Genomic DNA, 26,384 nt, shown 5'->3' on the forward strand with positions numbered 1-26,384 from the left:
ACCCAAATCCCTAACGACAATGAAAAAGGTAGCCGTACTGTGTACAACGATAGCCGCTTTCTTGCTGGCCGCGGCTATAACTCCCCGAAAAGCATCCCCGTCGAGAGCCAACCTAACGGCCCTGAAACTACGCTATTCATTGTCCTGCCGCGTCGCGCCAAACCTGGCCCCCGATGCAGGCGACATCCCGCCGCTGAAGGGGTGGGGGCCACACCGCTGGAAAATAACCACGAAGTCAGACAGCACCCAATTCTATTTTAACCAGGGGATCAACCTCTACTACGCCTTTCACACCCTCGAGGCCAGGGCGTCGTTCAACAAGGCGATCAGATTCGATTCGACCTGCGCGATGGCGTACTATGGAAAGGCCCTGGCGCTGGGACCCACCATCAACTATGGCAACGGATATCGCGCGGAATATGCGGCCTATGAAGCGGCGCTAAAGAGCAAAAACTTATCCGACCAGTGCACACCCGCAGAAAAAGGGCTGATAGCGGCGATAGCCAAACGCTATTCCGCAGACTCGACATTCGACCTTAAACAACTCCAGACAGACTATTCAGCCGCCATGCAATCATTGGCAGCGCAGAATCCGAATAATGCAGACATCATCACCCTCTACGCCGACGCCCTGATGCTCGAACATCCCCTGGGACCTCTACGGCATCGATATGACCCCTAAACCCTGGACGCCGCAGATAAAGGCGATCCTCCACAGGGCGCTTGCGATCGATTCCCTCCACCCCGGCGCCCTGCATTTCATGATCCACACCACGGAAGGCTCGCTCAACCCGGACGAAGGCCTGTCCAGCGCCGAGCGTCTCGCGACCCTGATGCCCGACGTAGCCCATGTAACGCATATGCCTTCGCATATCTATATCCGTACGGGCAACTACAAAAAAGGCATTATCGTCAACGACTCCGCCGTCCTGAACTATTCAAAATATCTCAAGGCTTACCAGCCTGTGGAACAGGACGCAGGACTTTACCTCCTCCACGCCATTCATCTAAAGATCACCTGCGCCATGATGGCCGGGAACTATTCGATCGCGCTGGCGGCAAGCGACACCCTGCGCAGCCTGATCCCCACCGAATTGCTGCTTGGCACGCCGGGCGGAATGGGCAACTTCTTTCAGTATGTCTACGACGCCCGCCTGTTCACGCTGATACGGTTTGGAGCCTGGGACGAGATACTGAGCGACAAAAACCCGGACACGGCCCTCTACTATTCCGGCTTTCTGCATCATTTCGCCCGGGGAATGGCATTTAGCCACCAAAAGAAGTTCGCCGAAGCCGAACGCGAGTTGGAAGCATTAAAGACAGCCCATCAAAACCCTGCCCTAAAAGCTTCCTACGACCCCTTTAGCGACGCCTACTCGGCCGGCCAGGTGGCCGAAGCGATCCTTACGGGCACACTGGCACAACGAAAAGGCGACTATGGCGCTGCGAAAAAGCATTCCAACAGGCCGTAGCCGCGGAAGATGCCCTGGTCTACGACGAACCCCGCGACTGGCTGCTGCCGGCCAGACAATATCTAGGCGATCTGTTGCTGAGGACAGGAGACAACACCGGCGCAGCAGCGGTCTTCCAGCGCGATCTGCAGATAAATCCCCTCAACGGCTGGTCACTGACCGGATTAAAACAAGCCTATACGACCCTAAAAAACAAAAAAGCACTCGAAAAGGTCAACAAAGACCTCGCCCTCGCGTGGCAGATCAAAGACAATGAAATTGGAAGGGCCGTGTACTGAAAGCAAAATAAATGCGTTATTGAGAATAATTACCTCTACCTTTAGCGCGATCGCCGGCGCCTGAAAAAAGGCGCCCCAATATACCTACAGACGAGCTTAAGTCGCCGACGAACCAAAGGCCTATTTCTTAACCAAAGATCCATGGTCCTTCCATGGAAATCCCTTAAGCTCTGCCATGTACTATATAATTTATGGGCTCTTCTATCTCGTCTCTCTCCTTCCGATGCGGGTACTTTACTTTATCTCCGATATCATTTACGGGATCGTTTATTACCTTATCGGCTATCGCAGAAAAGTCGTGATGGACAATCTAAAACAGGCCTTCCCCCAAAAGTCGGAAGCCGAACTCACCACCATCGCAAAGAAATTCTACCATAATTTCATCGATTCCTTTGTCGAAGTGATAAAATTACTATCCGCCAGTGACCGCTGGCTGCACAAACGCTTTACCGTCGACACAAAGGCGCTCGACGAAATATACGCGACCGGGAAAAGCTGCCAGATGCACCTGGGCCATACCTTCAACTGGGAATGGGGCCAGCTTCGTGATGACGGCGCTGACGCAATTCAAGATCCTGGTCGTGTACATGCCCATCGGCAGCAAAGTATTCGAACGACTGTTCTACAAGCTTCGCACCCGCAGCGGCAACGCCTTTCTGCCGGCCCCCCAGATGAAGGAAGCCATCATTCCCCATCTTCAGTCCCAATACCTGCTGGGCCTGGTGGCCGACCAATGCCCCGGCAATATGCATTCCGCCTACTGGATAGACTTTATGGGCCGCCCGACGCCTTTCGCCAGCGGTCCGGAGAAAGGGGCGCGCAACGGCGAGCTGCCCGTAGTTTTTGCTTCGATCGAGAAGCCGAAACGCGGTCACTACCACGGAAAAGTGCAGCTGGCCTGTATGAACGCAGCGGAACTCCCCGAGGGTGAGCTAACCCGTATGTATGTACGCTATCTGGAGTCCGTCATCCATGCCCGGCCGGATATGTGGCTGTGGAGCCACCGCAGATGGAAACACGCCTGGAAAGAGGACTACCAGCCGATGCGGATCGACGAGGGAGCCATGGCGCTGGCGTAAAGCCCAACTGTTGCAAAACCACTAGGGTATCGGCACATTGATGTCATAGTCCCGGGGTAATAGATTGGAGATATTCTGGGTGATGCTCCAGGTCTGGAGATTGAGGACCTCATTCTGGGGGTAGAAGCTGCCGTTCTCGTCGATGGCAATTGGCTGCTGGTTCATCAGCCGGATCGAGGATTCGGCATAGGCGACCCCTCTTTTCGGGTTGCCGTAAATAACGGTGCAGTCGTCGTAGAAGAACATGACATGCGTTTGGTCCGTTTCTATCGTCATCAGTCCGCCGGCATCTGTAGTGGGTTCCATGAAAAAATCGGGCTCGCGCAGCACTTCCCAGTAGTGGTGGAGGGTATCCATGGGAATGCTATCCGTTTTGGTGATATTGGGGCGGTAGATCGCTGCCACCCTTTTCTTTTCGATATTCGGCACCGGCGTCTTGTATTTTACCAAAAGCCTTCTTCCCTTACCCTGCTGCTATAGACGCTGCGCATGAAATGCATGATCGAACCCATATAGGCCAGCTGGCGGTTGTTCTCCCATTTCTTCTTTTTATCCGGGTCGTCGGTGGGCATATCCCGAAAGAGGGGATAGCCGTAGTAGGAGATGATATGCGAGGAAAAATCGCAGACGAAGCGCTCCAGCCGGTATTCCAGCTGATAGCCGAGCGCCTTGTTCTCGATCAGCAGCGGCTCGATCGCAGTGACGGAAAGCTGATTGCTCTTCAGATAAAAATGAAACCGGAGGACCTCTTTATTCTTGATAGTGCACGACGAGGCATTCTCCGTTGTCCCGATAAAATATTGCCAGAAGGTCCTTCCATATCTTTTCCATCCGTCTTTGAGATAGGGCTCTACGGTGACGGAAGCCAGTTCGTCCGCCTTGTTATGCAGGGTGATCTTTAAAGAGGCGGGAAGGTTGCGGCTATTGATCTCTTTCAAAAAGGTGGCGTATCCGATGGCGGACGCGATCAGCTCGTAACGGCCCGGGGGAACCGCCAGTTCAAATCTTCCGTCGTTGCGGGTGACCGTCCCCTTGCTCGTGCCATTGAGGAACAGGCTGATCCCCTGCCAGGGCTTTCCGCTGGTTGAGTCGTTGATAACACCGCTCAGTATGGTGTTTTGGGCGCCCGCCCTTTGAGCGGCAAGGCAAAACCAGAGGATCAGAAGGGGCGATAGGATCTTTTGCATTCAGCTGAATACCCGATGGGGGTGGTCGCCAAAGATAATGGATCTAAATGTTATTGTTTTGTTAGCCGGGATGCCGCGCCTCTGTCAAATCTCATGGCCTCCTCCGGACTAAACCGCTTTTTAAAGCTAAAAGCGTACGGGCTGTCGCCGTTCTGCCGCAGCCAGGTCAGGCGTTCCTCGGCTTCGGCGACACCGGGCTGGTGTCCCGCGGGTACCCACCAGAGCACCATATGCATGTCCGAGAGCCGGTCAAACCATTCTTTTTCCGCCGGAAGAAATCGGTGTGCTCGGTCCTGTAGGCAAACTGAAACAGGTCTTCGACCGATCGCCAAACGGACAAATTGACGATGATGGAATCGTCGTTGTAGATGCGTATGTCCGTGGCGTTATTGTTGTCTTCTTTGAGACGCCAGCAAAACCCCTCGCTGCTTTCCGCGAGCTGATTGATCCTGTCCAGACCATTGACAAAATCGGCCATTGAAGGATGATCCAGCGGATACAACACCCGGGCGATATTCAGTTCGGCTAAATGAAACTCCATGAATTTTGATTATTTTTATTTCCCAGGCAAAGCTATCCAACCATTCAATATGAAACAAGAAGTTACCAAAAGGTTACCGGCAGAAAATTTGGCTGAGCCGGCCCGGTGCAGCGTGGTCGCGACTTTACGACTCTTTGCGACCAAGTGGAAACCCTGCATCCTCTGTTATCTGTCCGCCGGGTCGCTGCGCTACAACGCACTGCACAAGGCGATCCCCAATATCAGCCGGAAGATGCTATCGGAGCATCTGCGCGAGCTGGAGCAGGACCAGCTCGATCATCCGGCGCCAGTACGACCCAAAGAACCAGCGGGTGGAGTATGCGCTGTCGGACCTCGGGCGTTCACTGCTGGGAATCCTTACACAACTGCAGGACTGGGGAATGGAACACCTCGCCGGCGTAACCTCGATCAGGGATATGTTGAACCTTCACCTCCAATCATAGAAAATCTCCTGCCAGTGATTGAATTGATTTTACCAAAACCTCCGCCGGACCTATCTTGACGCATCAACCAAATCTATTCCACCCATGCGATCATTGTTCGTCCTCCCGTTGCTTATCCTCACAGCCGCTTCCGTAAGAGGCCAGGAAACCGTCGAACCCGGCAGCAAAAGCATCAACCAGGCCTATTTCAAACCCGCAAGCGTTTTCCAAAAACTCAGCTGGATCGACAAATACGGCACCATCACCCGCCAGGCCACCCTCAACTGCGTCACAAAAATCGATTCTGCCAATAAGCGGCTGATCTATCTCCAGCTCCGCAATGACGGCAAGAGGGACTCCACCATCGTCGAATGGCCGTCCCTCAAACCCATCTATACCGCCACGTTCGTCGGCTCCAAAGAATTTATCTACGACTATCGCGGAGGCTCCGCCGTTAAAAACACCACCACCCAAAACGGCCACGTCGAAAAGGACACCAGCTTCACCGTGCTGTCACCCTATTTCGACAGCTACCTGACCGACTATCTCTTCGGCGCCCTGCCCCTCAAGCCGGGCTATCACGGCCAATTCCGCATCGGCTCCGGCGCCAGCGCCACGGTCTCTATCAAAGACGTTTTCACCGACGTGCTTTCCACCGGCAGCACGGCGACGCTCCAGGCCTATGTAGTCGTTGTGGATTATAATGGGTATAAGGTGACCTATTGGATCGATAAAGCCACCGCGACGATGCTGAAATCCATCTATCAGGGACCGGACGGCAGCATCTTTATGAAATCGGGGATTTAAAGGGGGCTCCGTCGCTTACCAGTTCCTTACCGTCATGCGAAGGCTCTTTGGTTTGATATTCATTTTGCGACGATGTTAAATCAATTGTTTATCTTCTTTTCAGCCTCATAAGCTGACGCCAACGCGTTGCCAAACCCGAGGGAGACTAATTGACAATATGCTGTTGTTATTTGCTTGTCCCAGTTATTCAAATCGGAGAGGTATCTGTTTGCCAGTTGTTCGTTTCCATGTGGAATGCACATATAATATGTCTTATCCCATATTTGTGAATGTGTGATTATGAGAATTCCAGCTATCTCATTACTCACATCTCTTATCAAAGCTTTAGCGGTGAATGTGTAGTTGCTGATTTTTGTATCGAATAAATTGGCAAAGTGGTACCCTTTTTTCATATCAAGTCCTTGCGATACCTGGGTTTGATATCCTCTTGTTATGTAGTTGTATTCTTCTTCTGTTGTCGGGGCAGGTAAGGCAGCAAACCGTTTAGTGCCCTGTCCGATGGCATTGGTAGTCGCGAGAGCAAAAATAGCAGTAGTGTGACTAGCTGTTTCATGGATTTGGTTTTGGGTTATGGTCATATGAACGCATGTAAATTTATTTTAGTATCAAACTGAGGGGTAAATGCAGTAGTGATCAGGTGCTGATTATCAAAGGCTCCTGCAGGACCGCTCCTTGGGGACCTTAACCTCAAAATTGAATCAAAGGGGAAACAGATAGTTCTTTTACCTTTAACCATGCCCGTCCGCAAAGACTTCCTCCTTGACCAGCTACACGAGTTCTTCGACGTCCTCCAGCAGATCGCCGCGAGGCTGATGGAGCGCAACCTCGACAAGGCCGAAGAGAAGATCAACGAACTCTGGTCCGCGGAGACGATCGCCAGGCTTACGGCGGAGGGCGATGACCCAGGTTTGCAGCAGGAAAAATTTTCGTTCCTGCGGTTTCAGACTGAACTGCTGATGCTGAAGATCAAATTGGAGGAGGCAAAAGGGCGCGACACGGCCCAACTGCGCCAGCAGGCGCGCGTCGCGGTAAACAGACTCATCCGGCTCCGCCCCAATGACTATGACCTCGAACTGCAGCAACACCTTCAAAACCTATCCTCGCCATGACTTCCAGACCTCCATCCCCCGCGTTGCAGCGCTACTACGATGTAGTCAACGCAGTGATCGAGTTCCAAATCGAAAAATTCTGCGGCCAGTTCGTATGCGACGGCTTTGACGGCGTGCTACATTTTTTCACCCAGCAGCAGGCTCAGGCGGACAGGACATTTCAACTGAGGAGGCTCAGCGCGCTAAAGTCGCAATTGGCATCGAGGCTGAAACATCTTCGGATGGACTATCAGACCCCCATGGCCGATCATGTCATGAACCGGACAGGCCATGTGCTGGAGACTTTTCCCGAATGGGAGGGTCGAATGACCCTCGAAAAGATAAAGGCAATCCGTCCCTCAAAAGGCTACACAGAAACAAAAGAAATAATCCAGCCCGACGGCACCGTTGTTCAACGCATCAGGGTCTCGACCGGTCCCCGCCCCGACTTTATGGAAGAACAGGAAGCCATATCACCCGATGGCCGACTGCGACTGCTGGTCACCCAATACCGAATAAAAGACCACTCCTCCACGAATGTCACACTGATCACCCCCACCGCCTCCGGGCCTATATATGGGGTTCAAGGTCTCCGGCCGGATATTAAGGCGGCCTGGATCGACAACCAAACCGTGCGGCTCGAAATGCAAAAGGACGACCGCAGCATTGTCCGCCACCACGAAATCCGCAGCCTCAACGATACCATCCACATCGAATACCACCAAACCGACATCTAACCCGCCGCTAACCCCTAAACCCCTCACCGCGGGCAATCCCCCCCACCCGCGGCTAACCCCCAAAAAACTACCGCCTCCAAAAATCCCCCCAACTCCCCCCAAAAAAATCCAAAAAAAATTTATCAACCCGAGTAGTTCGATCTGTTGATTTCACAGACAGTAGGAAAGATTATATTCAAAACAAATTAACAAACAGTAAAGCAAACGATAAGTAAATATTAATTCGTGTCTCAAGGGGTTAAAGGATTGTTAAACGAACGCAATTTTGCATTCGTTAATCGCCACACATGCAGAATATTCGTTTGGTTTTTGGGTTCACTCTAATTAGTCTACTAGCCGCTCCTTCACTGAGCAACGCGCAGGACAAACATCCCGATGTACACTACAAGCTGCTGAGCAGTAACAACTACGTTCAGGCAAAGAACTACTATCTCCTCACTCTTTTCCACGAGCTGCCCGACGTAAAGCAATTCCTCGCAGCCGACCCCGGGCTAAAAACCATCGGCGACAAAAAACTCGACTCCCTCAAATCCGCACTACAGACCTGCCAGCGCGACGGCGCCTGCTATATACAGGCCCTGCGTTTTAGCAACGACGAGATCACACAAGTAGCAGAAAGACTCAAGACCCTCTACAAACCCGACAACGCCCTCGGCCGCCTGGTCAAAAAACACCTCATCCCCTCCGGAGCCTATGTCCTCTTCCAGGGACAAAACGAACCCGAAATGCTCGCCAAAGCCTGGACCCAGGACGCAGAAGGCGTCAACTTCGCCATCGGCGTCTATGGCGAAGGCAAAAAACCCAATTACCCCGCCATCGACTCGATATCCTTCAATGTCCACGACCCAAAGGACAGCACGAAATATCGCCTGGGCTATATCGGCCTGCTATACAACACGGCCGAACTGATCGCGGCGGAGCCGAAAGCCGACTTCTTCGACATCCCGCTAAACGCAGCCCTCCACTTCATCGAAATGAACGAAAGAGACCAGGCCGCCGACTACGAGCCGATGCAACAAACGGAGAATAAATCCGCGTACGACCGCATTCCCACCATCAAATGGGCCGCCTACCCCTACACGGTCATCGAAATACCCGGCGCCGGACCCGATGAGCCAAACGTCGCCCTCAGCGCCGAAGGAATGATCCGCTGCCGCCTCGCCGCCATCCAATACCAGAAAGGCCTCGCGCCATTCATCGTCACGAGCGGAGGCAAAGTACATCCGTACAAAACGAAATACTGCGAGGCCATCGAAATGAAGAAATTCCTCGTTGAAAAACTACATATAGCAGCCAACGCCGTGATCATCGATCCGCACGCCAGGCATACCACCACGAATATGCGAAATACCGTTCGCCTGATCTATCGCTATGGCATGCCGTTCGACAAACCAGCCATTACCTGTACCACCCGCGGACAGAGCACCAGCATCGAAAAGAACCAGATCGACCGGTGCCTCCGCGAGCTCAACGAAGCTCCTTATGCCAACGGCAAGCGCCTCACCGACACAGAGGTGGAATTCTATCCGAAGATAGAGGCCCTGCAGATCAATCCGCGCGAGCCCATGGATCCGTAAACCGGCCCTAAAAATTTCTTAAAGCACACTGTAAAGCAACTAAAAAATGCAAAACAACATGTTTCGCACGGCCATACTTCTGGTCATGGCACTATTCTGTTATTCAATTCCGTCATTTGCGGCGGGCGATCCCGGCAAGACCGGCGATCCGGGCAAGACCGGCGCCCCCGGCAAGAACTTCGGGCGCGTTTCGGGAACCGTCACCGACTCCACCGGTAAGCCGATCGAAGGCGTAAACATCATGGTAAGAGGCGGAAAAAAGGCGTCTCCACCAACGCCAAAGGCGAGTTCGCCATCGAAGCCAACGCAGGCAGTACACTAGTCATCTCCGGCGCGGGCTACCTCGAGCAACAGATAAAGGTCACAGGCGAAGTAATGACCATCAGCCTGAGAGAAAATGCGAGAATGCTCGAAGAAGTCTATGTCGGCTACACCCGCCTCCGCAAAGCAGACGTTACCGGCGCCATTTCCAGCGTCAAGGCCAGCGAAATGAATCTGAGCACGCCAACCATCGGCCAGGCCCTCGTAGGCAAAGTAGCCGGCGTCCAGGTATCGCAGGTCAGCGGCGCGCCATACGGCGGCGTCAAGATCCGCGTACGCGGCACTGGCTCTATCAACGCCAGCTCCGAGCCCCTGTATGTCATCGACGGCTATCCCGTCGGCGGCACGATCATGTCGGGTGCCGGCAACAGCACCAACGCCACCAACGGGTACAACCCCAACCAGAGCGGCAACGACGTGTTCATCAACCCCGACGATATCGAGTCCATCGAGATCCTGAAGGACGCCGCCTCCGCCGCCATCTACGGTTCGAGGGCATCCGGCGGTGTCGTCCTCATCACTACCAAGAGGGGTCGGGCGGGGAAAGGCACACTCACCTACGACCTCCAGGTCAGCAGGCAGCAACTCGCCCACAAGGTCAAACTGCTCAATTCCTCGCAGTTCGCCGACCTCTTCGTCGACGGCCGCAACAACAACTATAAGGATATCCTCATGGCGAACGGCACCGGCTGGAACGACAGCTATCTCTCCGACGACAACGCGACGCGCGTAAAGAAATCCGGACAGACCGCTACCGGCTGCTCGGTTTGTATCATCTCGGACCTGTATGACTTCCCCACGCGCACCCTCAAGACGCCGAAATACAACACCGACTGGCAGGACGTCCTCTACAGCAACGTTACCACGCAGCGTCACAACCTGTCGTTCACCGGCGGCTCCCAGAACACCCGCTATCTCATCAGCGGCGGCTATCTCGACCAGCCCGGTATCCTGAACAGCACCTACCAGAAACGCATCAATCTGCGCGCGAATATCGACGCCGATGTGACCCCCAAACTCAAAGTCTCTTCCAGCGTCTTCGTAACTAATACGGTTAACCGCGAAGTAGAAGAAGGCCGTTTCGACCATGGCGTGATCCTCGGAGGCCTCGTCTATATGCCGATCTTCCCGGCTTTTAACCCCGACGGAACCGTGCAGACCGCGGATCAGGGCGCTTCCAAACAATTCGATGGCTACACCTATTCTTTCCAGGGTATCGAAAATCCCCTGGCCCTGGCGCAGCGGAACAAGATCACCCGCAACGGAACGAGAGCGATGTACCAGGCCAGTGCTTCCTATGAGATCATCAAGGACCTGGTCGTCAAGGCCAACCTGGGCGGCGAGACCTATCAGGAAAAATACGAATACTACTACCCGACCAATCTGAGCAACGGCATCAATCCTCCGGGATCGCCCCAGTCGATCCTGGCCGCCAACGCTTCGGCGCAGGCGCTGACCACACAGGATAAGCTGGCTGAGTTCACGCTCAACTATAAGAAGACGTTTGGAAAGCACCGGTTCGATTTCCTCGCGGGCTATACCGCACAGGAATCCAAGCAGGATATCCTCGCCGTAAATGCAAAGGATTTCACCAGCGACAATATCCCGGATATCACGGCCGTCGGATCGACCCCCGGCGACTTTACGCAGCAGAGCAATACCGGCAAAACGTCCGCGACCCTGCTTTCCTATCTGGGACGTATAGTGTACAGCTTTAATGACCGCTATTTCTTGACGGGTTCCTTCCGTGACGACGCCAGCAGCCGCTTTGGCCCGCAGAACAAATGGGGCAAGTTCGGATCCGTTGCCGCAGGATGGACCCTTTCGAACGAGTCCTTCTACCACGACTGGCTGGGCGAGAATTCCCTCCTGAAGCTGCGCGCCGCTGCAGGGCCTCACCGGTAACAACAACCTTCCCGGCAACTTCCTCTACGAGCAGGATGTTACGGGAGCCGGCGGCGTCATCATCGGCAATACCGTTAATAACAGCAACTGGGCAGGTGGTCTTGCCGATCCGAAATTGGGTTGGGAGTCTACTTCGCAGTTCAACTTCGGGCTGGATGCCGCAACCTGGCACAATCGGCTGGCCTTTAACGTTAACTATTATATCAGCCGGTCCTATAACCTGCTGATCAACCGGCCGCTCAGCGCGACGGGTAACACGAGCGGCGCTACGACCATCTGGACCAACCTCCACGACGCCAATATCCATAACGAAGGGATCGACCTGCAGGTAGACGTAAAGGCCATCCAGTCAAAGGATTTCAACCTGAGCATCGTCGGCAATATCACCCACAACCAGAACAGGGTCGTCAGCCTCGGCGGCGCGAGCCCCATACCCTACAACGGTGGAGAAAGACCCTATCAGACCCACCAGACCCAGGTAGGCAGCCCCGTCGGCTCTTTCTATGGCGTAAAAGTAGGTGGCATGGTCAGGGAGAAAGACCTTGCGGCCGTCAACTCCGACCTCGCAGTGTACAAGGCCAACAAGAACAGCTTCCCCACGGGTTACAAGCTGCAGGCCTTCCCCATCTCTTCCTACTCTTCCACGCCGCTGGAAGCCGGGGACATGTACTTCAGGGATATGAACGGCGACGGCGTGATCAACGAAGCCGACAAACGGGTCATCGGTACCCCCTATCCCGATTTCACCTACGGGTTCAGTCTCACTGCCAACTACAAGATGGTTGATTTCAGCGCTTCCTTCAACGGTTCGCACGGCAACCAGGTCCTCGACGCGCAGGACTACTATATCCGCAACATGGAAGGATCGGGCAACAACTATGTTCAGGTCGACCAGCGCTACCGCAGCGAGGCAAGACCGGGGAACGGCCATGAATACAGGGCTTCCCGCGGCGGCACGCAAAGCAACAGCACGCGTCTGTCCGACTATTATCTGCAGGATGGTTCCTACTTCCGTTGCACGAATATGACTCTGGGCCTCAATCTGAACAAGCTGGTTGACCTGAAGAAGGCCGGGCTCTCCGGACTGCGCTGGTACGTGTCCGTGGACAATGCCTTCACGATTACCAGATATCTGGGCTACAATCCTGAAGCTGGACTACGACAACGGCACCAACCTGGCGCCGGGCGTCGACTACGGTAAATATCCGCTGATGAGGTCCTTCAATACGGGTATCAAGGTTGCTTTCTAATCAATGCGTCACTCTAAAAAATTAATTATGCGAAGGAATATATCAGGAATTTTAGGGCTTGTTCTGCTGATCGGTCTCGGCGGCTGCAGCAAGACATTCATCAACCAGAGCAATCCGGAGGCCGTCGCCGTGGATGCGGGTTATAAGACCGAGGCCGACATCACGGCCGGAGTGTACAGCGTTTATCAGGCCCTCCGCAGCAGCAACTGCGTCGGCGAAGGCGCCTCGACCTGGACGGACGACCGTTCGGACGATATCAATACGACGGACAACCAGTCGAATAATGGTGAGCCGTTTCAGTTTACGGCTTTTGCCCTGGTCGCAAGCAACAGCTATCTGAAGAGCCACTGGACCGCGCTTTATACGCCGATAGGCCGTGCCAATATGATCCTTTCACTGATCGACGGGATCTCTTTCGCCAATGCCGATACGAAAAAGCAGTTCATAGGCGAAATGAAATTCGTCCGCGCGTATATGTATTTCAACCTGGTCCGCGAATTCGGCGATGTGCCGCTGGTGACCGAAAGAATAACGACCCTTTCCCAGGCGGACCAGCTGACGGCGCGCGTGAAAAGAGACACCGTTTACGCGAAGATCATCGCCGACCTGAAGGACGCCCTCAACAGCGGCCTGCCCAACGTGCAGCCTGCCGCCACCAAGGGACGGGTATCCATGCAGGCTGTCAACGCGCTGCTGGGACAGGTGTACCTGACGATGGGCGCCAACCTCGACGCCAACAAACCGGACAACCTCGCCAACGCGAAGGCCTATCTGCTGGCCGCCTATAATCTGAAGACCTTTGCCAACCTCTCAGACGTAGCCTACGCCGACGTGTTCGACGTCAACAAGAAATCGACCAACCCCGAGATCATCTGGCAGATCCCCTACAAACAGGGCGACCTCACCTATTCTTCCTCCCTCGCGAAGAACAACCAGCCCAAGGGTGAGACCCTGATCTCGACCTTCCTGTCCCAGGGCAGCGGCAATACGCTCACCAATGACCTGCTGAAGGAATACGAGACAGGCGACCTGCGCACCAATTTCTCCATCCACTTCGGCGCGTCCATCAACAAGTACTATATCTCGAAGTTCAGGGACATCAATCCCGGCACCGTGGTATCCAACCAGGGCGGCTATGGCGGCAACGACTGGATCCTGATCCGTTATGCGGATATCATCCTGAATATCGCTGAAGTGTATGACCTGCTGGGGGACGACGCCACCGCGATCACCTATATCAATATGGTTCGCGCAAGGGCGCAGCGCCCGGACTACGCCACGATGATGGCAACGGATGCGGGATACGCGTCGAAATACCCGACCGTCAAGCTGGCGATCCTCCACGAGAGAAGGGTAGAGCTGGCTTTCGAGCACCATCGCTGGTTCGACCTGATCCGCTTCTTCAACGCCCAGCAAGCTCGGTGGACTATTTCCATACGAAGAGCCAGGCCGACTACGACAACTCTCCGCTGTCGAACATTTCGACCAAGGATATTTATTACCCGATACCCCAGTTCGAGTACCTTCTCGATCCGCAGAAGATGTACCAGAATCCTGGGTACTAGTTGGCCCAAAGCCTTGACCCAAAGCCAAAGCCACGATCAAAAGGTCGTGGCCTTTTTTTATTGGTCGGCACGCGCGGCCCCTCGCGGCTCCCCGCGGCCCCTCGCGGCTCCCCGCGGCCCCTCGCGGCTCCCCGCGGCCCCGGTGGCACAGCTTTTGAACCGGGCTATCTAAAAATATGCGAAAATACCCGAACGACGGCGCCCCATCCCAGTCAACCAACGGCCACCCGGCCCCACCGATCAACGACACCGATCACCTGGTTCCCCACGCCAACCGCCTGCTGGCGTTTGCAGGCAGAGCGGCGTGGAAGGGGATCAGGCTTCTGGCGGGTATCGTCATACTGATACCGCGTTGGTTCGTCCGGGCCAACAGACGGCCGCGGCATATCGATCCAAATCGCTAACTTACCGGCCAAACCTGCATACATGCCGACCAAAGCGCTTCTTCTTGCCCTGCTTCTCCCGACCCTCGCCTTCGCCCAGAATCCGGACGTCTACACCTACAAGATCCCCTCCCAGGCCCTGTACGACACGATAGTCCATATGGACAGCGTCTATTTCAACGCCTACAACCACTGCGATATGGCTACACAGGCCGCACTATATGCGGACAGCGTCGAGTTTTACCACGACAGGGGCGGCCTCGAGACGAACAAGCAGAAACTCCTTGACGCCATCCAAAAGAATATTTGCGGTAAAGTGACCCGGGTACTCGTGAAGGGTAGCATAGAAGTGTATCCGGTTGGGGACTGGGGCGCGGTGGAGATCGGCTTACACAGATTTATCAATCACCAGGAGAGCGAGACGCCGTCCAAGCCGGACAAATTCTTCCTGATCTGGCGGCACCGGGATGGTAAATGGCAGATCACCCGCGTGATAAGTTTGCACTGAAGGCTGCGATCTGCTCCGTCAATAGGTCAGCCCTTTTTTCTGTAACTTTCCTTGCGGACCCTGCTGAGGGTTTCCGGCGTTATCCCGAGGTAGGAGGCGATCATCGACTGGGGTATCCGGGTGGTGAGCTGGGGGTACTTATCCAGGAACTGGAGATACTTCTCCTCCGCACTCAGGCTCAGAAAGTTCTGGATCCGGTTCTGAGAGGCGATAAAGCTTCTTTCCAGGATGCCGTTCACCATCGCGCCCAGCGCCGGAATGGTTTTACAAAGCAGATCGAAAGGCTCTTTCGCGATGAGCACCAGCTCCGAATCTTCCACTGCATCGATGTTGAAGCGTGACGGTTGGCCGGACAGAAGGCTTTCCCGGTCGCCCGTCCACCAGTTCTCGATCGCAAAACTCTGTATGTGCTCATTGCCCTTCTCGTCGACCGAATAGGTTCGGACACAGCCTTTTGTTACAAAAGCATTGTTTTTCCAGACGTCGCCTTCCTGCAGCAGATACTGCCGCTTACGGAGCTTTTTCATCTGGCTGACGGCCTCGACCCGGCGCAGGTCTTCATCCGAAACCTGGCTTTTCTCTTTTATATATTGCGCGAAGACCTCAAAACCCATTTGCTTCCTGGAGGGAAAGACCCTTCCTCGGCAAAAGTAGAACAATCGGGCCTAATGACCGTCGATAAAGATCAGCAGCTGGCGGATGCGGGAGTCCTGAAAGACAAAGACGTCCTGGCCGGTCTCCTGCGCGGGCTCTTCGGCGGTTCCGAATTGCCAGAACAGCCGGCCCACATTATGATGTCCCTCGATTGGCCCGCGCGGCGTAAAACGCCGGTCCGGGAACTTCGCCTGGAGGTTAGTGATCAGCTGCTGAAGACCAGCGTGACCATGAGCTACAAAATGAGGGTCCACAACCTCGACGTCCGGGGCATAGACCTCAGGTATCATGGCGGCCCTTTTTTCTGCGTCCCGTTCGGACCAGATGGCGAAATGGCGTTCCGCGAGTTGAATATCCATGGTCATGATTTTTCAGTGCAAAGATGGCACTTCATCACTCTTTCCCGATTGATAAATGATAAAAGACCGCATTGATAAATGTCAACACCATTACTTATCTGATATCAAGATCCAGGAAGTATCGCCGCACGAACTTTGTGTCATCAAATTTTTCAACAATGGCACAGACAATCGTAATTACAGGGACCAGCACCGGGTTTGGAAAACTCACGGCTACAACGCTGGCACAGGCAGGATATACCGTGATCGCGGGGATGCGCGGGGTCAACGGTAAGAACGCCGCCGCGGCGGCCGAACTCGGAAAGCTCGACAATATCGAGGTAGTGGAAATGGATATCTCCGACGACAATTCCGTCAGGGATGCATTCGACTCCATCCGGAAAAAGCACGGGCGTATCGACGTCCTCATCAACAATGCGGCCGTCAGCGGATTCGGACTGTTGGAAGCCTACTCGACCGATCAGTTCAGGCGGATGTTCGAGGTCAACGTCTACGGCGTACTGCGAACCTATCAGGCGGTGTTGCCCATCATGCGGGAACAACGCCATGGCCTCATTATCAATATTACGTCGGGCGCCAGCGGCCACACATTGCCCTTCATGGTACCCTACTTCGCGTCCAAATTCGTAGTGGAAAGCATCACCGAAGGCGCGCAGGCCGAGCTCGCGGACTTCAACATCGAGAACGTCAGTATACAGCCCGGCGTATATCCGACGGAAATGAACAATGGCTCGAAGGCAGGCGTCAATGCAGACCGCCCGGACATCGCGGAACTTTACGGGTCGCAGGCACAGGAAAGATTCAACGCTCTCGGCGCCGCTCTTTTCGGTAAAATGGCCAAATTCGAAATGAATCCGCAAACCATCGCCGACGGCATCCTTCAACTCGTAAAAATGCAGCCCGGGACAAGACCCTCCGTTACCCGCTGGACGCAATAGCACAGGGCACCGACAAAGAGTTCATCACAGCACGGGCGGAGATAAAAGCGAAATGGCTGGCTGCCTACAGCGAATAGGTCGTCTTCGGGGCCATGGGGAGCAACTGATCGCTGAATGTTCGCCGGTTGCAGGCGATCGTTGAGGCTGGGGATCCGCGCGGGGATCGTTGTATCGGAACCGTACACCTCCTGTATCGGAAACGATCCTGTCGCGCGGATTTTCCCGTGCCAGCCCTTGTAAATCAGCTGCTTTGCTTCCGGCATATTGTTCGCCATCCAAACCAGGCATCTGCAATCAGTAACCTTTTCAATCGATCCTGCATGTTGAAAAATTACTTCCTCATCGCCTGGAGGAACCTGCTGAAGAACAAACTCTACTCCCTGGTCAATATCACCGGGCTGGCAACGGGGATGGCCGTAGCCATGATCATCGGACTCTGGATCTATGATGAGGTCAGCGCGAACCGGCATTTCAAGAATTACGGCGAGTTGTACCAGGTGATGATGCACCAGACCTTCGACGAATTTCGCGGCACGCAGTCGGCCTTACCTTATTCGATCGGAGAAGAGCTGAAAAATAAATTTCCCGCCCTAAAGGCTGTGGCCATGTGCGACTGGGGGCAGCCGCGCTCGCTCGTCTACGGGGAAAAGAAGATCAGCAGATTCGGACATTTTATCGGCGAAGAGGCCGTGAGCATGTTCTCCCTCAGGATACTCGAGGGTGACAAGAATCCGTTGCACGACCCCTATTCCATCGTACTCACAGACGAGACGGCGCATATTCTTTTCGGAAATGAAAGCGCCATCGGCAAGGTTGTCCGACTGGACAATGCGACGAACCTAAAGGTTACGGCAGTCGTGGAGAGACAACCCAAAAATAGCTCTCTCAGTTATGACTACCTGATACCATTTCACCTGCAGGACCTGATCTATACCTGGGTCAAACAATACCATAAGGACAACTGGGCGAATAATTCCTGGCAGGCCTATGTCCAGCTCAATCCCAATGTCAGCCCCAAAGAAGTGAATGAGAAGATAAAGAACGTGGTGATCGCCCATTTCAGTGATGATAATATGCTGAAACATATAAAGCCCGAAGTATTCATTCATCCGATGTCGAAATGGAGACTATACAGCGATTTTGACAACGGCGTCAACACCGGAGGCTTTATCAAATACGTACGGATGTTCGGGATACTGGGCTTTATCGTGCTGCTGATCGCCTGTATCAACTTCATGAACCTGAGCACCGCGCGTTCTGAGAAACGGGCCAGAGAAGTAGGCGTCCGAAAGGCAATAGGCGCGGGGCGGGGACGTCTGATCAGCCAGTTCCTCGGCGAATCCCTGTTGATCGCCGGAATTGCCTTCCTTCTGGCGCTGGGTATCGTACTTCTCTCGCTGCACTATTTCAACAAGCTTACGGACAAGGATATGAGCCTGCAGGTCACCAACCCCCTGTTCTGGATCATCATGCTGGGCTTTACCATTGCGACCGGTCTGCTGGCCGGCAGCTATCCCGCCTTCTATCTTTCTTCCTTTAACCCCGTACGCGTGCTGAAAGGGAATCTGCGGGCGGGAAAGAGCAGTTCGCTGCCCCGTAAGATCCTGGTGGTCCTGCAGTTCGCGAGCTCGGTGGTGCTGATGATCGGCACGATCGTGGTCAACAGACAGATACAGTTCGGAAAGAATCAGCCCATCGGCTTCAACAACAAGGGTTTGATCACCGTCAACTGGTCGGACGACATCGCAAAGAATTTCGACGTGATCAGAAACGAGCTGCTCCGGACGGGAACCGTTATTTCCGTAACCCAGAGCAATTCGCCGCCCTCTCAGATATTCAGCAATAACAATGGCTGGGAATGGAAGGGGAGCACTCCCATCGAAAAGACCAATATATTCTCGACGATCGCCACGGCCTACGACTATACCAAAACAATGGGTATTAAAATGCTCGCCGGACGGGACTTCTCCAGGGATTATGCCGATAGCAACGGCGTCATCCTGAATCAGGCGGCGGTGAAAAGGATGCGTCTGAAAAACCCGGTAGGGGAGATGCTGAAATGGAACGACAAGCCGATGGTCGTCCTGGGCGTGATACCCGATATACAGATGGAGTCGCCGTATCGTCCGGTCTCCCCGCTGACGATCATTTTCAACAGGGGCTGGGCCGGCTATGTCGATATCCGCATCAACCCGAACATGCCCGTATCGAAGGCCATCGCCGCCATCAAGCCCGTCTTCGACCGCTACAATCCCGCGTATCCGTTCGAATATAAGTTTGCCGACGAGGAGTATGCCAAAAAATTCAATTATGAAGAGCTGGTGGGAAACCTTGCGGCGATCGTGGCCCTGCTGGCGATCTTTATCTCCTGTCTCGGCCTCTTCGGTCTGGCGTCCTTTACCGCGGAACAGCGCGTCAAGGAAATAGGCGTCAGGAAAGTGCTTGGCGCCAGCGTGTTCAATTTGTGGCGCCTCCAATCGAAAGAATTCGTATTCCTCGTGCTGATCTCCTGCGCTATCGCGAGCCCGGTCGCCTGGTTTGGCATGAATGAATGGCTAAAAGACTACAAGCTCAGGACGGATATAGGGATGGAGATCTTTATCGTCGTAGGCCTGGTCGCGATGGTGATCACGCTGGTGACGGTAAGTTACCAGGCGGTGAAGGCCGCGTTGACCAATCCGATCAAAAGTCTCAGGACGGAATAGCGGGTATGGGCGGACGGGATCGATTTCGTATCTTTCCAACATGCGAATCAACCGATCTGTCACTCTCGTCGCCGCCCTGCTGTTCATTACCACCGCATTTGCGCTGGGAGGCAAGCCCAAACCCATCGTTACCGGCGCCGATCAGACCGCGCTCTATCTTCCCCTGTTGAAGGGAAAGCGCGTCGGCATCCTTGGCAACCCGACAACGATCATCGGCAACCGCCCGCTCGTCGACAGCCTGCACGATCTGAAAATAGACATCAGGGAGATCTTCGGACCCGAACACGGCTTCCGCGGCAAAGCCAGCAACGGCGCCAAAGTCGCTGACGAGACCGACTCTGCCACCGGGATCCCGATCATCTCGCTCTATGGGCCCAAACGCAAGCCGTCAAAAGAAGATATGGACGCCATCGATATCATGATCTTTGACCTCCAGGACGTCGGATGCCGCTTCTATACGAATATCAACGTCCTGCGGAATATCATGGAGGCCTGCGCGGAATCCGGAAAGGAGCTGCTGATCCTCGACCGCCCCGACCCCAACGGGTACGTCGACGGGCCGATACTCGACATGTCGCTGAAATCGGGTATCGGACAATTCCCCGTCCCCATCGTTTACGGCATGACCATCGGCGAATTCGCACAAATGATCAATGGGGAAGGCTGGCTGGCCAACAAAGAACAATGCCGGCTGAAGATAATCCCCGTCAGGAACTACACTCATGACCGGTACTATCGGTTGCCGGTGAGCCCGTCTCCGAATCTCAATACCCAGCAGTCGGTCCTCCTTTATCCATCGCTCTGTCTTTTCGAGGGGACGGTCATTAGCCAGGGACGGGGGACGCATATGCCCTTCACGGTCCTCGGCAACCCCGACCTGCCGAAGTCCTATACCTTTTCTTTTACACCGGTGAGCATTCCCGGGATGTCCGAGACGCCCCTCCACCAGGACCGGGCCTGCTATGGCCTCGATCTGCGTACAGTCGACGCCGATAGCCTTCGGAGAACGGGCAGGATCAACATCAGCTGGATGATGCAATTCTACAAAGCCTACCCCTACAAAGAGAAATTCTTCGACTATCACCAAAGCAAACAGATGGGCGATATCAACAAGCTCGCAGGGACGACCGCCTTTAAAGAGCAGATCGCCGCGGGTATGAGCGAAGCGGCTATCCGCAACAGCTGGGAACCCGGCCTGAGTAACTACAAACAAATGCGGAAGAAATATCTTTTATATCCCTGAGCCCGTAATTCAATAGCCCGATTTGGAGGAATGCTGAGCGCCGCCAGGCTGCCGGATGAGGAGGCAGGCTAAAAGAAGACCTATGATCCTGGCTGGTATCGGGAGTTGACTGGCCTTAGGGTAGTGGATCGGGGCTGGTAGGATGCGCCGGGTCATAGACCGCGACCGCCACATAGCTGTCCGCACAGCCATAATAAAGGTACCATTTGTCTTTGAAGTATGCCATCCCTTCGATAAAGACCGTCCCTGCCGCGTATTGCCCCGTCTTTTCGAACGCCTCCATTGGCCTGAAGAACGGTGCGTCCAGCCGGGCGAGCAGCTTTGCGGGATCGTTGCTGTCAAAGAGCGCCTGGCCCGCGCAATAGGTATTTGCGGGATAGCGCTGGTCCGAGGCCGCGCCCGACTTGTTCTTGCCGTTATAGAAGAGCAGAATTCCTTTTTTGGTCAGTATCGCCGGCGGACCGCATTCGGTAAGGTCGCTGTCAAAATAGCCCTTTCGGGGAGACATTAATTCGAGCAGTTCGCCTTTGGCGTCGACCAACGGCGTCCAGTCAGTGAGGTTCTCCGAAGTCGCGGCGTATACATGCTGTTCGCCCCAGTACATCCAGTACTTACCCTTTACTTTGGCGATGACCTGTTTTCCGTTCCCGACCTTCGTCAGAATGCTGGCCGATTTGTGGGGCCTGTTGCAGAATTTGCCGTTATAAGCTTTTAAGAACGCGGGACCGGTCTTGGTCCAGTGTTGCAGGTCTCTGGAAGTGGCGACGCCGAGCCGGGGCACCTCCCTGTTCCATTGGGTATATAAGATAACGTAGAGGCCGTCTTCTGTGACTGCGACCCGCGGGTCTTCACATCCCCCGGGCCATTCGTATTTTTTCTGGCTGTCGTCGCCGGGGAACAGGACGGGTTGTTGGTTGCGCTGGAAATGTATCCCGTCGCTGCTGCTGGCGTATCCGATACGGGAGGTCCGGGTCCCGACTTTCGCAGTACCGGTCTTGTCTTCGGCACGATAGAGTACGACTATTTTGCCGTTGTGTACGGTCGCCGCCGGATTGAATGTAGTTCGCTTCCCATGCTACGTGCCTGTTGGTCATCGGGTCCAGGAAAGCACTGTCCGCCGCCGGCTTTATAACGGGATTCACGCCGGCGGGTCTTGCAAACCCTCCCCAGGCCCAGTCGGGCAACACGTTAGGCTTTTGCGCAATGGCCGGGGCGGCCGCGACGAATGCTGCTATGAGGGGGAGGGCAAGCTTTTTCATGGGTTAAATATAAGATTTTAAGGTGCAAGCAGGTCGGGGATAGTGACACAATGGTAGCCTTTTTCTTTAACCAGCGGATGGTCTCGTCCAGCCGGTCGTATAGCTTGTCTTTCCGCCGTGGGTCCGTACCGGCATGTATCAGGATGATGGCCCCGTTGAGACCGCCTTTCCTTGTGGCTTCATATTGCTGTACGGACTTTATTATCGCGTCGCTGGGCAGGTAGGCGCGGCCCATCTCCGGATAAGTATAGTCGGCATTGGTCCTGATGCCCGGCGTAAAATTTACCAGCTGCCAGCCCATGGACCGGCTCCATGCCGCTACGGTATCATTCCACCATTCATAGGGTGGTATAAAGTAGTGGGGTGCGTCAGGTCCCAGGGTGTGCATGGCGGAAAGGCTTTTCTGCAGGTCCGTACGGAAACTGTCGGCGCTTACAAGCGTACTATCCCTTTTCGTCCAGTCGGCGTACAGCAGGTGTTGGTCGGAATGTGGACCCAGATAATTGCCCTGGTCATGCAGTTGTCTGATCACCCGCTTAACGGCGGGATTGCGGTATAGGCGGCCGGTGAAGAAGAAAGAGCCTTTGACTTTTTGCTTGCCCAGGGCCTTCGCGATCGTGGTCAGCCCTTCGCCAAATTCATCGGCGGTAAACACCAGCGCCACGTTTTTGCGGCTGGAGTCCCCTCTGACGATCGCGCCGTGTGAAACGGTCCTTTTGTCGGCCTGTGCCTGCTGCGCCGCGAGTAAATAGACCAGCGAGGCCGTCCCGTCCATCGTAGGCTCGTTCGTGCTATAGTCGCCATAGTCGTCGTGGTAGACGGCCAGTCCGCTCTGGAATTCTTTATAGGCGTCCTCGTGGGTCAGCCGGATGCCGATCAGGTGGTCGTAGATGCTCGTATATACGGGGCCGTCTACCAGGCCGCCGTCGATGGGGTAGTTTTTCAGGTGCGTAAAGGCCGAGTGGGGATCGGATGGCGTGTCGCCGTCGGATGGAAGCCCATAGACCATGCTGGTGCCCCAGGGATTGCAGCCGAAGATCCAGTCGAAGCAGGCCTGCTCCATCGGCCGGTATGTCCGGTCGCCGCTAAGCTGGCGGTACCAGTAGCACTGGATCGCAAAACTTACGGTGAGATTGTTGCTGCACCAGATGAAGGGGATATGACGGTAGAAGGCATTGGTCTTTGCTTTTTGCCAGACCCGGTCGATGCCTTCTCTGTACCATGCGAGAATGCTATCTCTCCGAACGCCTTTCATGATCTTCGCCAGTTCGTAGTGTCCAACATTGATAAAAGGATACCACTGATAATGCCTTGCCGTATCACCGCCGAGCCAGGGCGTGATCTTCTCCTGCCGCGCATAGTCCCAGGCTTTATCCGGCTGGTTCAGGGCAGCCGCAGCCAGCTCCATATCGTCCGTCCAGTTGTCTTCGGCATAGATATAGGGGGACAGGACCGATGCGGTTTGACAGACGCCGGGTTTGTCGAGGCCCAACTGCAGGGCGGTGCGAGCCTTTTCCCCGAGCCTCCGGGCATAGGCGCTATCCACCGCCGCCAGCTCCTTATTGCCAAGCGCAAAAGCCGCGGCGAATTTTCCCGCCGTGGAGGCGACACCGGTAGTCTGGTTCATGAACCTGCCCCTCACCTGCGGCTGGCCCGTGCAGAAATAGACCGGCCGCTCGAGGCCGCGGCCATAATAGTTGGTATCTTCTTTCGGGATCCGCATCCCGCGGTGGTCGCGGTCGTCGCCGAGCTGGTTGAAAAGCCAGTCGGGTTTTGGGTGCATCTTCAGCAGCCAGTCCAGGCCCCATTTCGCTTCGTCGAGGACGTCGGGGATCTTGTTGGCGCCGTCGAGACCGTTGGCCTGCTTTTGGTCTCCAAACGCTCCAGGAAAATCTCGCCAGGCGGCCAGCAGGTGAAAGACGGCGTTCGCGGTCGTTGTGGAATACTGCAGATAGTCGCTGGCGTCATGCCATCCGCCGACTACGTCGATATGCGTGCTGTCTTTTACAGGGGCATATAGCGTATACCCATCATGGGTATGACAGGAGTCTTTTAGGAAAGGGTTGAAGCCGCTGCGCTGCTGCCGGAGATAGCGCAGACAGAAGTCGGCGGCGCCGTCATAGACCCCCGGGCCGATCAAAAATTCCGCCGATACCACGGTACCCGCGCGTATAAAATATCGGCCCGGCCTTCTCACTGCCGGGAAATCCAGGCGGCGCGTATCCGCGAAGGGACCATAGCTTCCAAAGGACCGGCCCAGCGCCGCCTTATAGACCGTCTGATGCGAGTTGGCGTCTATCACCTCAAATTCCTTCGCCCCGATCGCGTCCTTCGCCGCCAGCACGGCGGTCTTGAGGCCATCCGGCGCATAGCCCAGCTGGTTGATACGGATCCAGGCCGGGGGCTCCTGATGCAGCTTCAGCCTAACGTCAATGCGATTACCCTTACTTCGAATAATTAGATTCTTGTAAATACCGTTCCTGTTAGCAAAAACAGCCGGCGATATCTCGTAGGACATTCGTTTGTCAAACAATACGCTGTAATTATACCCCAGATACCGGACCCCTATATCGCCTTCGCTCACATGGCAGTTGCTTTTGGTGGTACCATCTGACACCAGCAGGGGGACCACAAAACAGGTCGAGTCAACCGCGGCGTCGACCGACGACAGAATGGCGAGTTCATCTCCGGTCAGCGTGTAGCGCTGGCTCACTCCAAATCCTCCTCGCTTATACTCCACGCTGAGCCCAATCGTATCGGGACTTAGCCGGTCAATAGTTGTATGATGACTGTAACCACTATCCGCGGCCAGCGACCGCCAGACGGATCCACTCTTCCACCCAGGCCCGATCGCAACCGGCTCCCGCGGCCTCAGGCTATCGGCCATGCGATAGTTCGGATGCGCGGAGAAAGGCATACCCAGCCCCAGTTCCACCGGCACACCCTTCACCTGAAACCTGCCCAGACCCGTGGCGTCATAGGTGCGGATCGGCCTCGGTATCTATCTCGATCTGGCTGCTTGCCGTAGACGCGAATACCTTGTGAAAGGCAGGAGACAACTCGAGCACATACCCGCCAGTCTCCGACGGACAGGGCGCTTCTTCGATGCTATCGTCCGCATACAGTGCCGCCAGTCCGAGCACAGACGAGCAGTATAGTGAATACACCGAATACTTGCCGTACTCGTCGATCCCATGCAGTGACCCGGGCGGGAATCCGTTCTTGATATGCCGCAGCGGCTGCATATCCATGACCCAGCGCCGGATAGACTGCGCGGAAAGGTGCGCCTGCCGCCGGAAGGCGCCGGCCAGTTGTATGTCCGTGGTTTTGTATCGTTTTGCCTCCAGCTCACACAACGCAGCGATGATCCCTTCCTGGAAATTGAACTGTGACGACCTTCCCCCAAAAGGAGCCAGCCCATCCGGGGACGTGAAGTGAAGCATCGTCAGGCCCCTTTTCTTAAAATCTCGTCCAGCCGTTCCCTCAGCGGGCCGTCATATCCGAAACTCAGGGCGTTGGCGATCTGTAGCCTTGTGGTAATATCATAGGTGATCGGGTCGTTCGGGTCCCGGTACATCCCCTCGGCAGTAAAATGGCTCAGCTGCGGCCCCATATATTTGTCGAAGAAAGCCTGCCCCTGGAGCCGAGTGGTTATTGGGGTCGGTCAGCCCAAGGGCCTGTCTTACGTATTCGCCGCCGCTGGAGTATACTGCCCAGTTATGCAGGTTCTCCATTCCCTCTCCCGACTTGCTGACCACTTTATAGACATTCTCCGGATCGACGCGCCGCAGCAAGCCCTGCCAGCGAAGCACAAGCTGTGTATCCGCAATAGGTTGCAGGCAGTAATAGGCGGTCGTCAGTTCACGCATCCAGAAGTCGGGGCTCTCCGCCATTCCGCCGGACAGCCGCGAACAGCTGTAGGTCATGGCCCGAAAGACTTTCTCCTTCAGGTCCTTTATATATCCGAATTTCAGCAGTATCGCGGCGGAAGAGACAAACCTCGGTGTCGTCTGTCCATACTCGGCCTTGTAATAAGGGTCGAGTACGGCCCCCGTACTGTCCACCCACGGCGCCGCCGCCCTCACGATCCTTTCCATCGAGCTGCA

Annotated in this window: 27 protein-coding genes and 2 pseudogenes; 19 read left to right on the top strand and 10 right to left on the bottom strand. The window is 55.0% G+C overall.

Annotated elements, in window-relative coordinates:
* The first annotated feature begins 19 nt into the window (after positions 1-19).
* The 5 genes and pseudogenes from ACQ86N_RS03110 to ACQ86N_RS03130 all read left to right on the top strand — a co-directional run bounded on the left by ACQ86N_RS03110 (position 20) and on the right by ACQ86N_RS03130 (position 2,829).
* Positions 20-682 (top strand): hypothetical protein, encoded by a 663-nt coding sequence (locus ACQ86N_RS03110; RefSeq protein ID WP_431213898.1) that lies wholly within the window; start codon positions 20-22, stop codon positions 680-682.
* Positions 672-1,472, top strand: a complete 801-nt coding sequence (locus ACQ86N_RS03115) for a hypothetical protein (protein WP_431213899.1) — start codon at positions 672-674, stop codon at positions 1,470-1,472. Before ACQ86N_RS03110 ends, ACQ86N_RS03115 begins: the two co-directional genes overlap by 11 nt.
* Before the next feature lie 74 nt (positions 1,473-1,546).
* Complete coding sequence (locus tag ACQ86N_RS03120; RefSeq protein ID WP_431213900.1) at positions 1,547-1,750, top strand: hypothetical protein; 204 nt, start codon at positions 1,547-1,549, stop codon at positions 1,748-1,750.
* A gap of 223 nt (positions 1,751-1,973) precedes the next feature.
* Positions 1,974-2,228: pseudogene (locus tag ACQ86N_RS03125) on the top strand (lysophospholipid acyltransferase family protein); the annotation flags it as partial.
* A gap of 70 nt (positions 2,229-2,298) precedes the next feature.
* Positions 2,299-2,829 carry a lysophospholipid acyltransferase family protein gene (locus ACQ86N_RS03130; protein ID WP_431217963.1) on the top strand — a complete coding sequence of 177 codons (531 nt, stop codon included), beginning with the start codon at positions 2,299-2,301 and terminating at the stop codon, positions 2,827-2,829.
* Positions 2,830-2,850: 21 nt separating this feature from the next.
* Here ACQ86N_RS03130 and ACQ86N_RS03135 read toward each other — a convergent pair whose 3' ends face one another.
* The 3 genes and pseudogenes from ACQ86N_RS03135 to ACQ86N_RS03145 form a co-directional block, all read right to left on the bottom strand.
* Entirely contained in the window at positions 2,851-3,279 is a 429-nt protein-coding gene (locus ACQ86N_RS03135) for a hypothetical protein (protein ID WP_431213901.1), read from the bottom strand.
* Complete coding sequence (locus ACQ86N_RS03140; protein WP_431213902.1) at positions 3,273-4,016, bottom strand: carboxypeptidase-like regulatory domain-containing protein; 744 nt, start codon at positions 4,014-4,016, stop codon at positions 3,273-3,275. The genes ACQ86N_RS03135 and ACQ86N_RS03140 overlap by 7 nt, the downstream gene beginning before the upstream one ends.
* 50 nt (positions 4,017-4,066) lie before the next feature.
* Positions 4,067-4,557, bottom strand: a pseudogene (locus ACQ86N_RS03145) (DUF3291 domain-containing protein).
* On the opposite strand from ACQ86N_RS03145, the gene ACQ86N_RS03150 reads away from it, so the two are divergent.
* Both ACQ86N_RS03150 and ACQ86N_RS03155 read left to right on the top strand, forming a co-directional pair.
* Positions 4,556-5,059 (top strand): winged helix-turn-helix transcriptional regulator, encoded by a 504-nt coding sequence (locus tag ACQ86N_RS03150; protein WP_431213903.1) that lies wholly within the window; start codon positions 4,556-4,558, stop codon positions 5,057-5,059. The pseudogene ACQ86N_RS03145 and the gene ACQ86N_RS03150 overlap by 2 nt on opposite strands.
* A 25-nt stretch (positions 5,060-5,084) precedes the next feature.
* The gene (locus tag ACQ86N_RS03155; RefSeq protein WP_431213904.1) at positions 5,085-5,786 is read left to right on the top strand and encodes a hypothetical protein; all 702 of its coding nucleotides are present in this window, start codon (positions 5,085-5,087) and stop codon (positions 5,784-5,786) included.
* 80 nt (positions 5,787-5,866) lie between these two features.
* Here the strand turns inward: ACQ86N_RS03155 and ACQ86N_RS03160 are convergent, their stop codons facing one another.
* Positions 5,867-6,364, bottom strand: coding sequence for a hypothetical protein (locus ACQ86N_RS03160; protein WP_431213905.1), 498 nt, complete (start codon positions 6,362-6,364; stop codon positions 5,867-5,869).
* Positions 6,365-6,520: 156 nt separating this feature from the next.
* Here ACQ86N_RS03160 and ACQ86N_RS03165 point away from each other — a divergent pair, with 156 nt between their 5' ends.
* The 9 genes from ACQ86N_RS03165 to ACQ86N_RS03205 all read left to right on the top strand — a co-directional run bounded on the left by ACQ86N_RS03165 (position 6,521) and on the right by ACQ86N_RS03205 (position 15,120).
* Entirely contained in the window at positions 6,521-6,895 is a 375-nt protein-coding gene (locus tag ACQ86N_RS03165) for a hypothetical protein (protein ID WP_431213906.1), read from the top strand.
* Positions 6,892-7,611: a hypothetical protein gene (locus tag ACQ86N_RS03170; RefSeq protein ID WP_431213907.1), complete on the top strand. Its 720-nt coding sequence runs from the start codon at positions 6,892-6,894 to the stop codon at positions 7,609-7,611. The genes ACQ86N_RS03165 and ACQ86N_RS03170 overlap by 4 nt, the downstream gene beginning before the upstream one ends.
* A 287-nt stretch (positions 7,612-7,898) precedes the next feature.
* Positions 7,899-9,188: a YdcF family protein gene (locus tag ACQ86N_RS03175; protein ID WP_431213908.1), complete on the top strand. Its 1,290-nt coding sequence runs from the start codon at positions 7,899-7,901 to the stop codon at positions 9,186-9,188.
* 85 nt (positions 9,189-9,273) lie between these two features.
* Complete coding sequence (locus ACQ86N_RS03180; protein WP_431213909.1) at positions 9,274-9,510, top strand: carboxypeptidase-like regulatory domain-containing protein; 237 nt, start codon at positions 9,274-9,276, stop codon at positions 9,508-9,510.
* Positions 9,483-11,414, top strand: coding sequence for a SusC/RagA family TonB-linked outer membrane protein (locus ACQ86N_RS03185; RefSeq protein WP_431217964.1), 1,932 nt, complete (start codon positions 9,483-9,485; stop codon positions 11,412-11,414). Before ACQ86N_RS03180 ends, ACQ86N_RS03185 begins: the two co-directional genes overlap by 28 nt.
* Before the next feature lie 115 nt (positions 11,415-11,529).
* Positions 11,530-12,615 carry a hypothetical protein gene (locus ACQ86N_RS03190; RefSeq protein WP_431213910.1) on the top strand — a complete coding sequence of 362 codons (1,086 nt, stop codon included), beginning with the start codon at positions 11,530-11,532 and terminating at the stop codon, positions 12,613-12,615.
* Between the two features lie 76 nt (positions 12,616-12,691).
* Entirely contained in the window at positions 12,692-14,401 is a 1,710-nt protein-coding gene (locus ACQ86N_RS03195) for a RagB/SusD family nutrient uptake outer membrane protein (RefSeq protein WP_431213911.1), read from the top strand.
* Positions 14,402-14,405: 4 nt separating this feature from the next.
* Entirely contained in the window at positions 14,406-14,633 is a 228-nt protein-coding gene (locus ACQ86N_RS03200; RefSeq protein ID WP_431213912.1) for a hypothetical protein, read from the top strand.
* Between the two features lie 22 nt (positions 14,634-14,655).
* Positions 14,656-15,120, top strand: a complete 465-nt coding sequence (locus tag ACQ86N_RS03205) for a nuclear transport factor 2 family protein (protein ID WP_431213913.1) — start codon at positions 14,656-14,658, stop codon at positions 15,118-15,120.
* Positions 15,121-15,146: 26 nt separating this feature from the next.
* On the opposite strand, the gene ACQ86N_RS03210 is transcribed toward ACQ86N_RS03205, so the two are convergent.
* Together ACQ86N_RS03210 and ACQ86N_RS03215 are read right to left on the bottom strand one after the other, a co-directional pair.
* Positions 15,147-15,734, bottom strand: a complete 588-nt coding sequence (locus ACQ86N_RS03210) for a Crp/Fnr family transcriptional regulator (protein ID WP_431213914.1) — start codon at positions 15,732-15,734, stop codon at positions 15,147-15,149.
* Positions 15,735-15,785: 51 nt separating this feature from the next.
* The gene (locus ACQ86N_RS03215) at positions 15,786-16,133 is read right to left on the bottom strand and encodes a nuclear transport factor 2 family protein (protein ID WP_431213915.1); all 348 of its coding nucleotides are present in this window, start codon (positions 16,131-16,133) and stop codon (positions 15,786-15,788) included.
* Between the two features lie 158 nt (positions 16,134-16,291).
* On the opposite strand from ACQ86N_RS03215, the gene ACQ86N_RS03220 reads away from it, so the two are divergent.
* The 3 genes from ACQ86N_RS03220 (at position 16,292) to ACQ86N_RS03230 (ending at position 21,019) form a co-directional block, all read left to right on the top strand.
* The gene (locus tag ACQ86N_RS03220) at positions 16,292-17,071 is read left to right on the top strand and encodes an SDR family oxidoreductase (protein ID WP_431213916.1); all 780 of its coding nucleotides are present in this window, start codon (positions 16,292-16,294) and stop codon (positions 17,069-17,071) included.
* A gap of 320 nt (positions 17,072-17,391) precedes the next feature.
* Entirely contained in the window at positions 17,392-19,776 is a 2,385-nt protein-coding gene (locus tag ACQ86N_RS03225) for an ABC transporter permease (RefSeq protein WP_431213917.1), read from the top strand.
* Positions 19,777-19,816: 40 nt separating this feature from the next.
* Positions 19,817-21,019, top strand: a complete 1,203-nt coding sequence (locus ACQ86N_RS03230; protein ID WP_431213918.1) for an exo-beta-N-acetylmuramidase NamZ family protein — start codon at positions 19,817-19,819, stop codon at positions 21,017-21,019.
* Positions 21,020-21,134: 115 nt separating this feature from the next.
* On the opposite strand, the gene ACQ86N_RS03235 is transcribed toward ACQ86N_RS03230, so the two are convergent.
* The 4 genes from ACQ86N_RS03235 to ACQ86N_RS03250 all read right to left on the bottom strand — a co-directional run bounded on the left by ACQ86N_RS03235 (position 21,135) and on the right by ACQ86N_RS03250 (position 26,375).
* Positions 21,135-22,043, bottom strand: a complete 909-nt coding sequence (locus ACQ86N_RS03235; protein ID WP_431217965.1) for a glycoside hydrolase family 130 protein — start codon at positions 22,041-22,043, stop codon at positions 21,135-21,137.
* 164 nt (positions 22,044-22,207) lie between these two features.
* Positions 22,208-25,219 carry a glycoside hydrolase family 9 protein gene (locus tag ACQ86N_RS03240; protein ID WP_431213919.1) on the bottom strand — a complete coding sequence of 1,004 codons (3,012 nt, stop codon included), beginning with the start codon at positions 25,217-25,219 and terminating at the stop codon, positions 22,208-22,210.
* 34 nt (positions 25,220-25,253) lie between these two features.
* Positions 25,254-25,721 (bottom strand): hypothetical protein, encoded by a 468-nt coding sequence (locus ACQ86N_RS03245; protein ID WP_431213920.1) that lies wholly within the window; start codon positions 25,719-25,721, stop codon positions 25,254-25,256.
* A 99-nt stretch (positions 25,722-25,820) separates the two neighbouring features.
* Positions 25,821-26,375 (bottom strand): hypothetical protein, encoded by a 555-nt coding sequence (locus tag ACQ86N_RS03250; RefSeq protein WP_431213921.1) that lies wholly within the window; start codon positions 26,373-26,375, stop codon positions 25,821-25,823.
* Between the last annotated feature and the right edge of the window lie 9 nt (positions 26,376-26,384).

This window comes from Puia sp. P3 (assembly GCF_050632245.1).
GTDB lineage: Bacteria > Bacteroidota > Bacteroidia > Chitinophagales > Chitinophagaceae > Puia.

Bases quoted from the DNA above. Each gene is read 5' to 3' on its own strand.
- ACQ86N_RS03210 (WP_431213914.1), bottom strand. From the start codon at position 15,734: ATGGGTTTTGAGGTCTTCGCGCAATATATAAAAGAGAAAAGCCAGGTT.
- ACQ86N_RS03230 (WP_431213918.1), top strand. From the start codon at position 19,817: ATGCGAATCAACCGATCTGTCACTCTCGTCGCCGCCCTGCTGTTCATT.
- ACQ86N_RS03110 (WP_431213898.1), top strand. From the start codon at position 20: ATGAAAAAGGTAGCCGTACTGTGTACAACGATAGCCGCTTTCTTGCTG.
- ACQ86N_RS03115 (WP_431213899.1), top strand. From the start codon at position 672: ATGACCCCTAAACCCTGGACGCCGCAGATAAAGGCGATCCTCCACAGG.
- ACQ86N_RS03225 (WP_431213917.1), top strand. From the start codon at position 17,392: ATGTTGAAAAATTACTTCCTCATCGCCTGGAGGAACCTGCTGAAGAAC.
- ACQ86N_RS03200 (WP_431213912.1), top strand. From the start codon at position 14,406: ATGCGAAAATACCCGAACGACGGCGCCCCATCCCAGTCAACCAACGGC.
- ACQ86N_RS03160 (WP_431213905.1), bottom strand. From the start codon at position 6,364: ATGACCATAACCCAAAACCAAATCCATGAAACAGCTAGTCACACTACT.
- ACQ86N_RS03155 (WP_431213904.1), top strand. From the start codon at position 5,085: ATGCGATCATTGTTCGTCCTCCCGTTGCTTATCCTCACAGCCGCTTCC.
- ACQ86N_RS03205 (WP_431213913.1), top strand. From the start codon at position 14,656: ATGCCGACCAAAGCGCTTCTTCTTGCCCTGCTTCTCCCGACCCTCGCC.
- ACQ86N_RS03220 (WP_431213916.1), top strand. From the start codon at position 16,292: ATGGCACAGACAATCGTAATTACAGGGACCAGCACCGGGTTTGGAAAA.
- ACQ86N_RS03170 (WP_431213907.1), top strand. From the start codon at position 6,892: ATGACTTCCAGACCTCCATCCCCCGCGTTGCAGCGCTACTACGATGTA.
- ACQ86N_RS03195 (WP_431213911.1), top strand. From the start codon at position 12,692: ATGCGAAGGAATATATCAGGAATTTTAGGGCTTGTTCTGCTGATCGGT.
- ACQ86N_RS03250 (WP_431213921.1), bottom strand. From the start codon at position 26,375: ATGGAAAGGATCGTGAGGGCGGCGGCGCCGTGGGTGGACAGTACGGGG.
- ACQ86N_RS03130 (WP_431217963.1), top strand. From the start codon at position 2,299: ATGACGGCGCTGACGCAATTCAAGATCCTGGTCGTGTACATGCCCATC.
- ACQ86N_RS03140 (WP_431213902.1), bottom strand. From the start codon at position 4,016: ATGCAAAAGATCCTATCGCCCCTTCTGATCCTCTGGTTTTGCCTTGCC.
- ACQ86N_RS03175 (WP_431213908.1), top strand. From the start codon at position 7,899: ATGCAGAATATTCGTTTGGTTTTTGGGTTCACTCTAATTAGTCTACTA.
- ACQ86N_RS03180 (WP_431213909.1), top strand. From the start codon at position 9,274: ATGGCACTATTCTGTTATTCAATTCCGTCATTTGCGGCGGGCGATCCC.
- ACQ86N_RS03245 (WP_431213920.1), bottom strand. From the start codon at position 25,721: ATGCTTCACTTCACGTCCCCGGATGGGCTGGCTCCTTTTGGGGGAAGG.
- ACQ86N_RS03215 (WP_431213915.1), bottom strand. From the start codon at position 16,133: ATGGATATTCAACTCGCGGAACGCCATTTCGCCATCTGGTCCGAACGG.
- ACQ86N_RS03165 (WP_431213906.1), top strand. From the start codon at position 6,521: ATGCCCGTCCGCAAAGACTTCCTCCTTGACCAGCTACACGAGTTCTTC.
- ACQ86N_RS03150 (WP_431213903.1), top strand. From the start codon at position 4,556: ATGAATTTTGATTATTTTTATTTCCCAGGCAAAGCTATCCAACCATTC.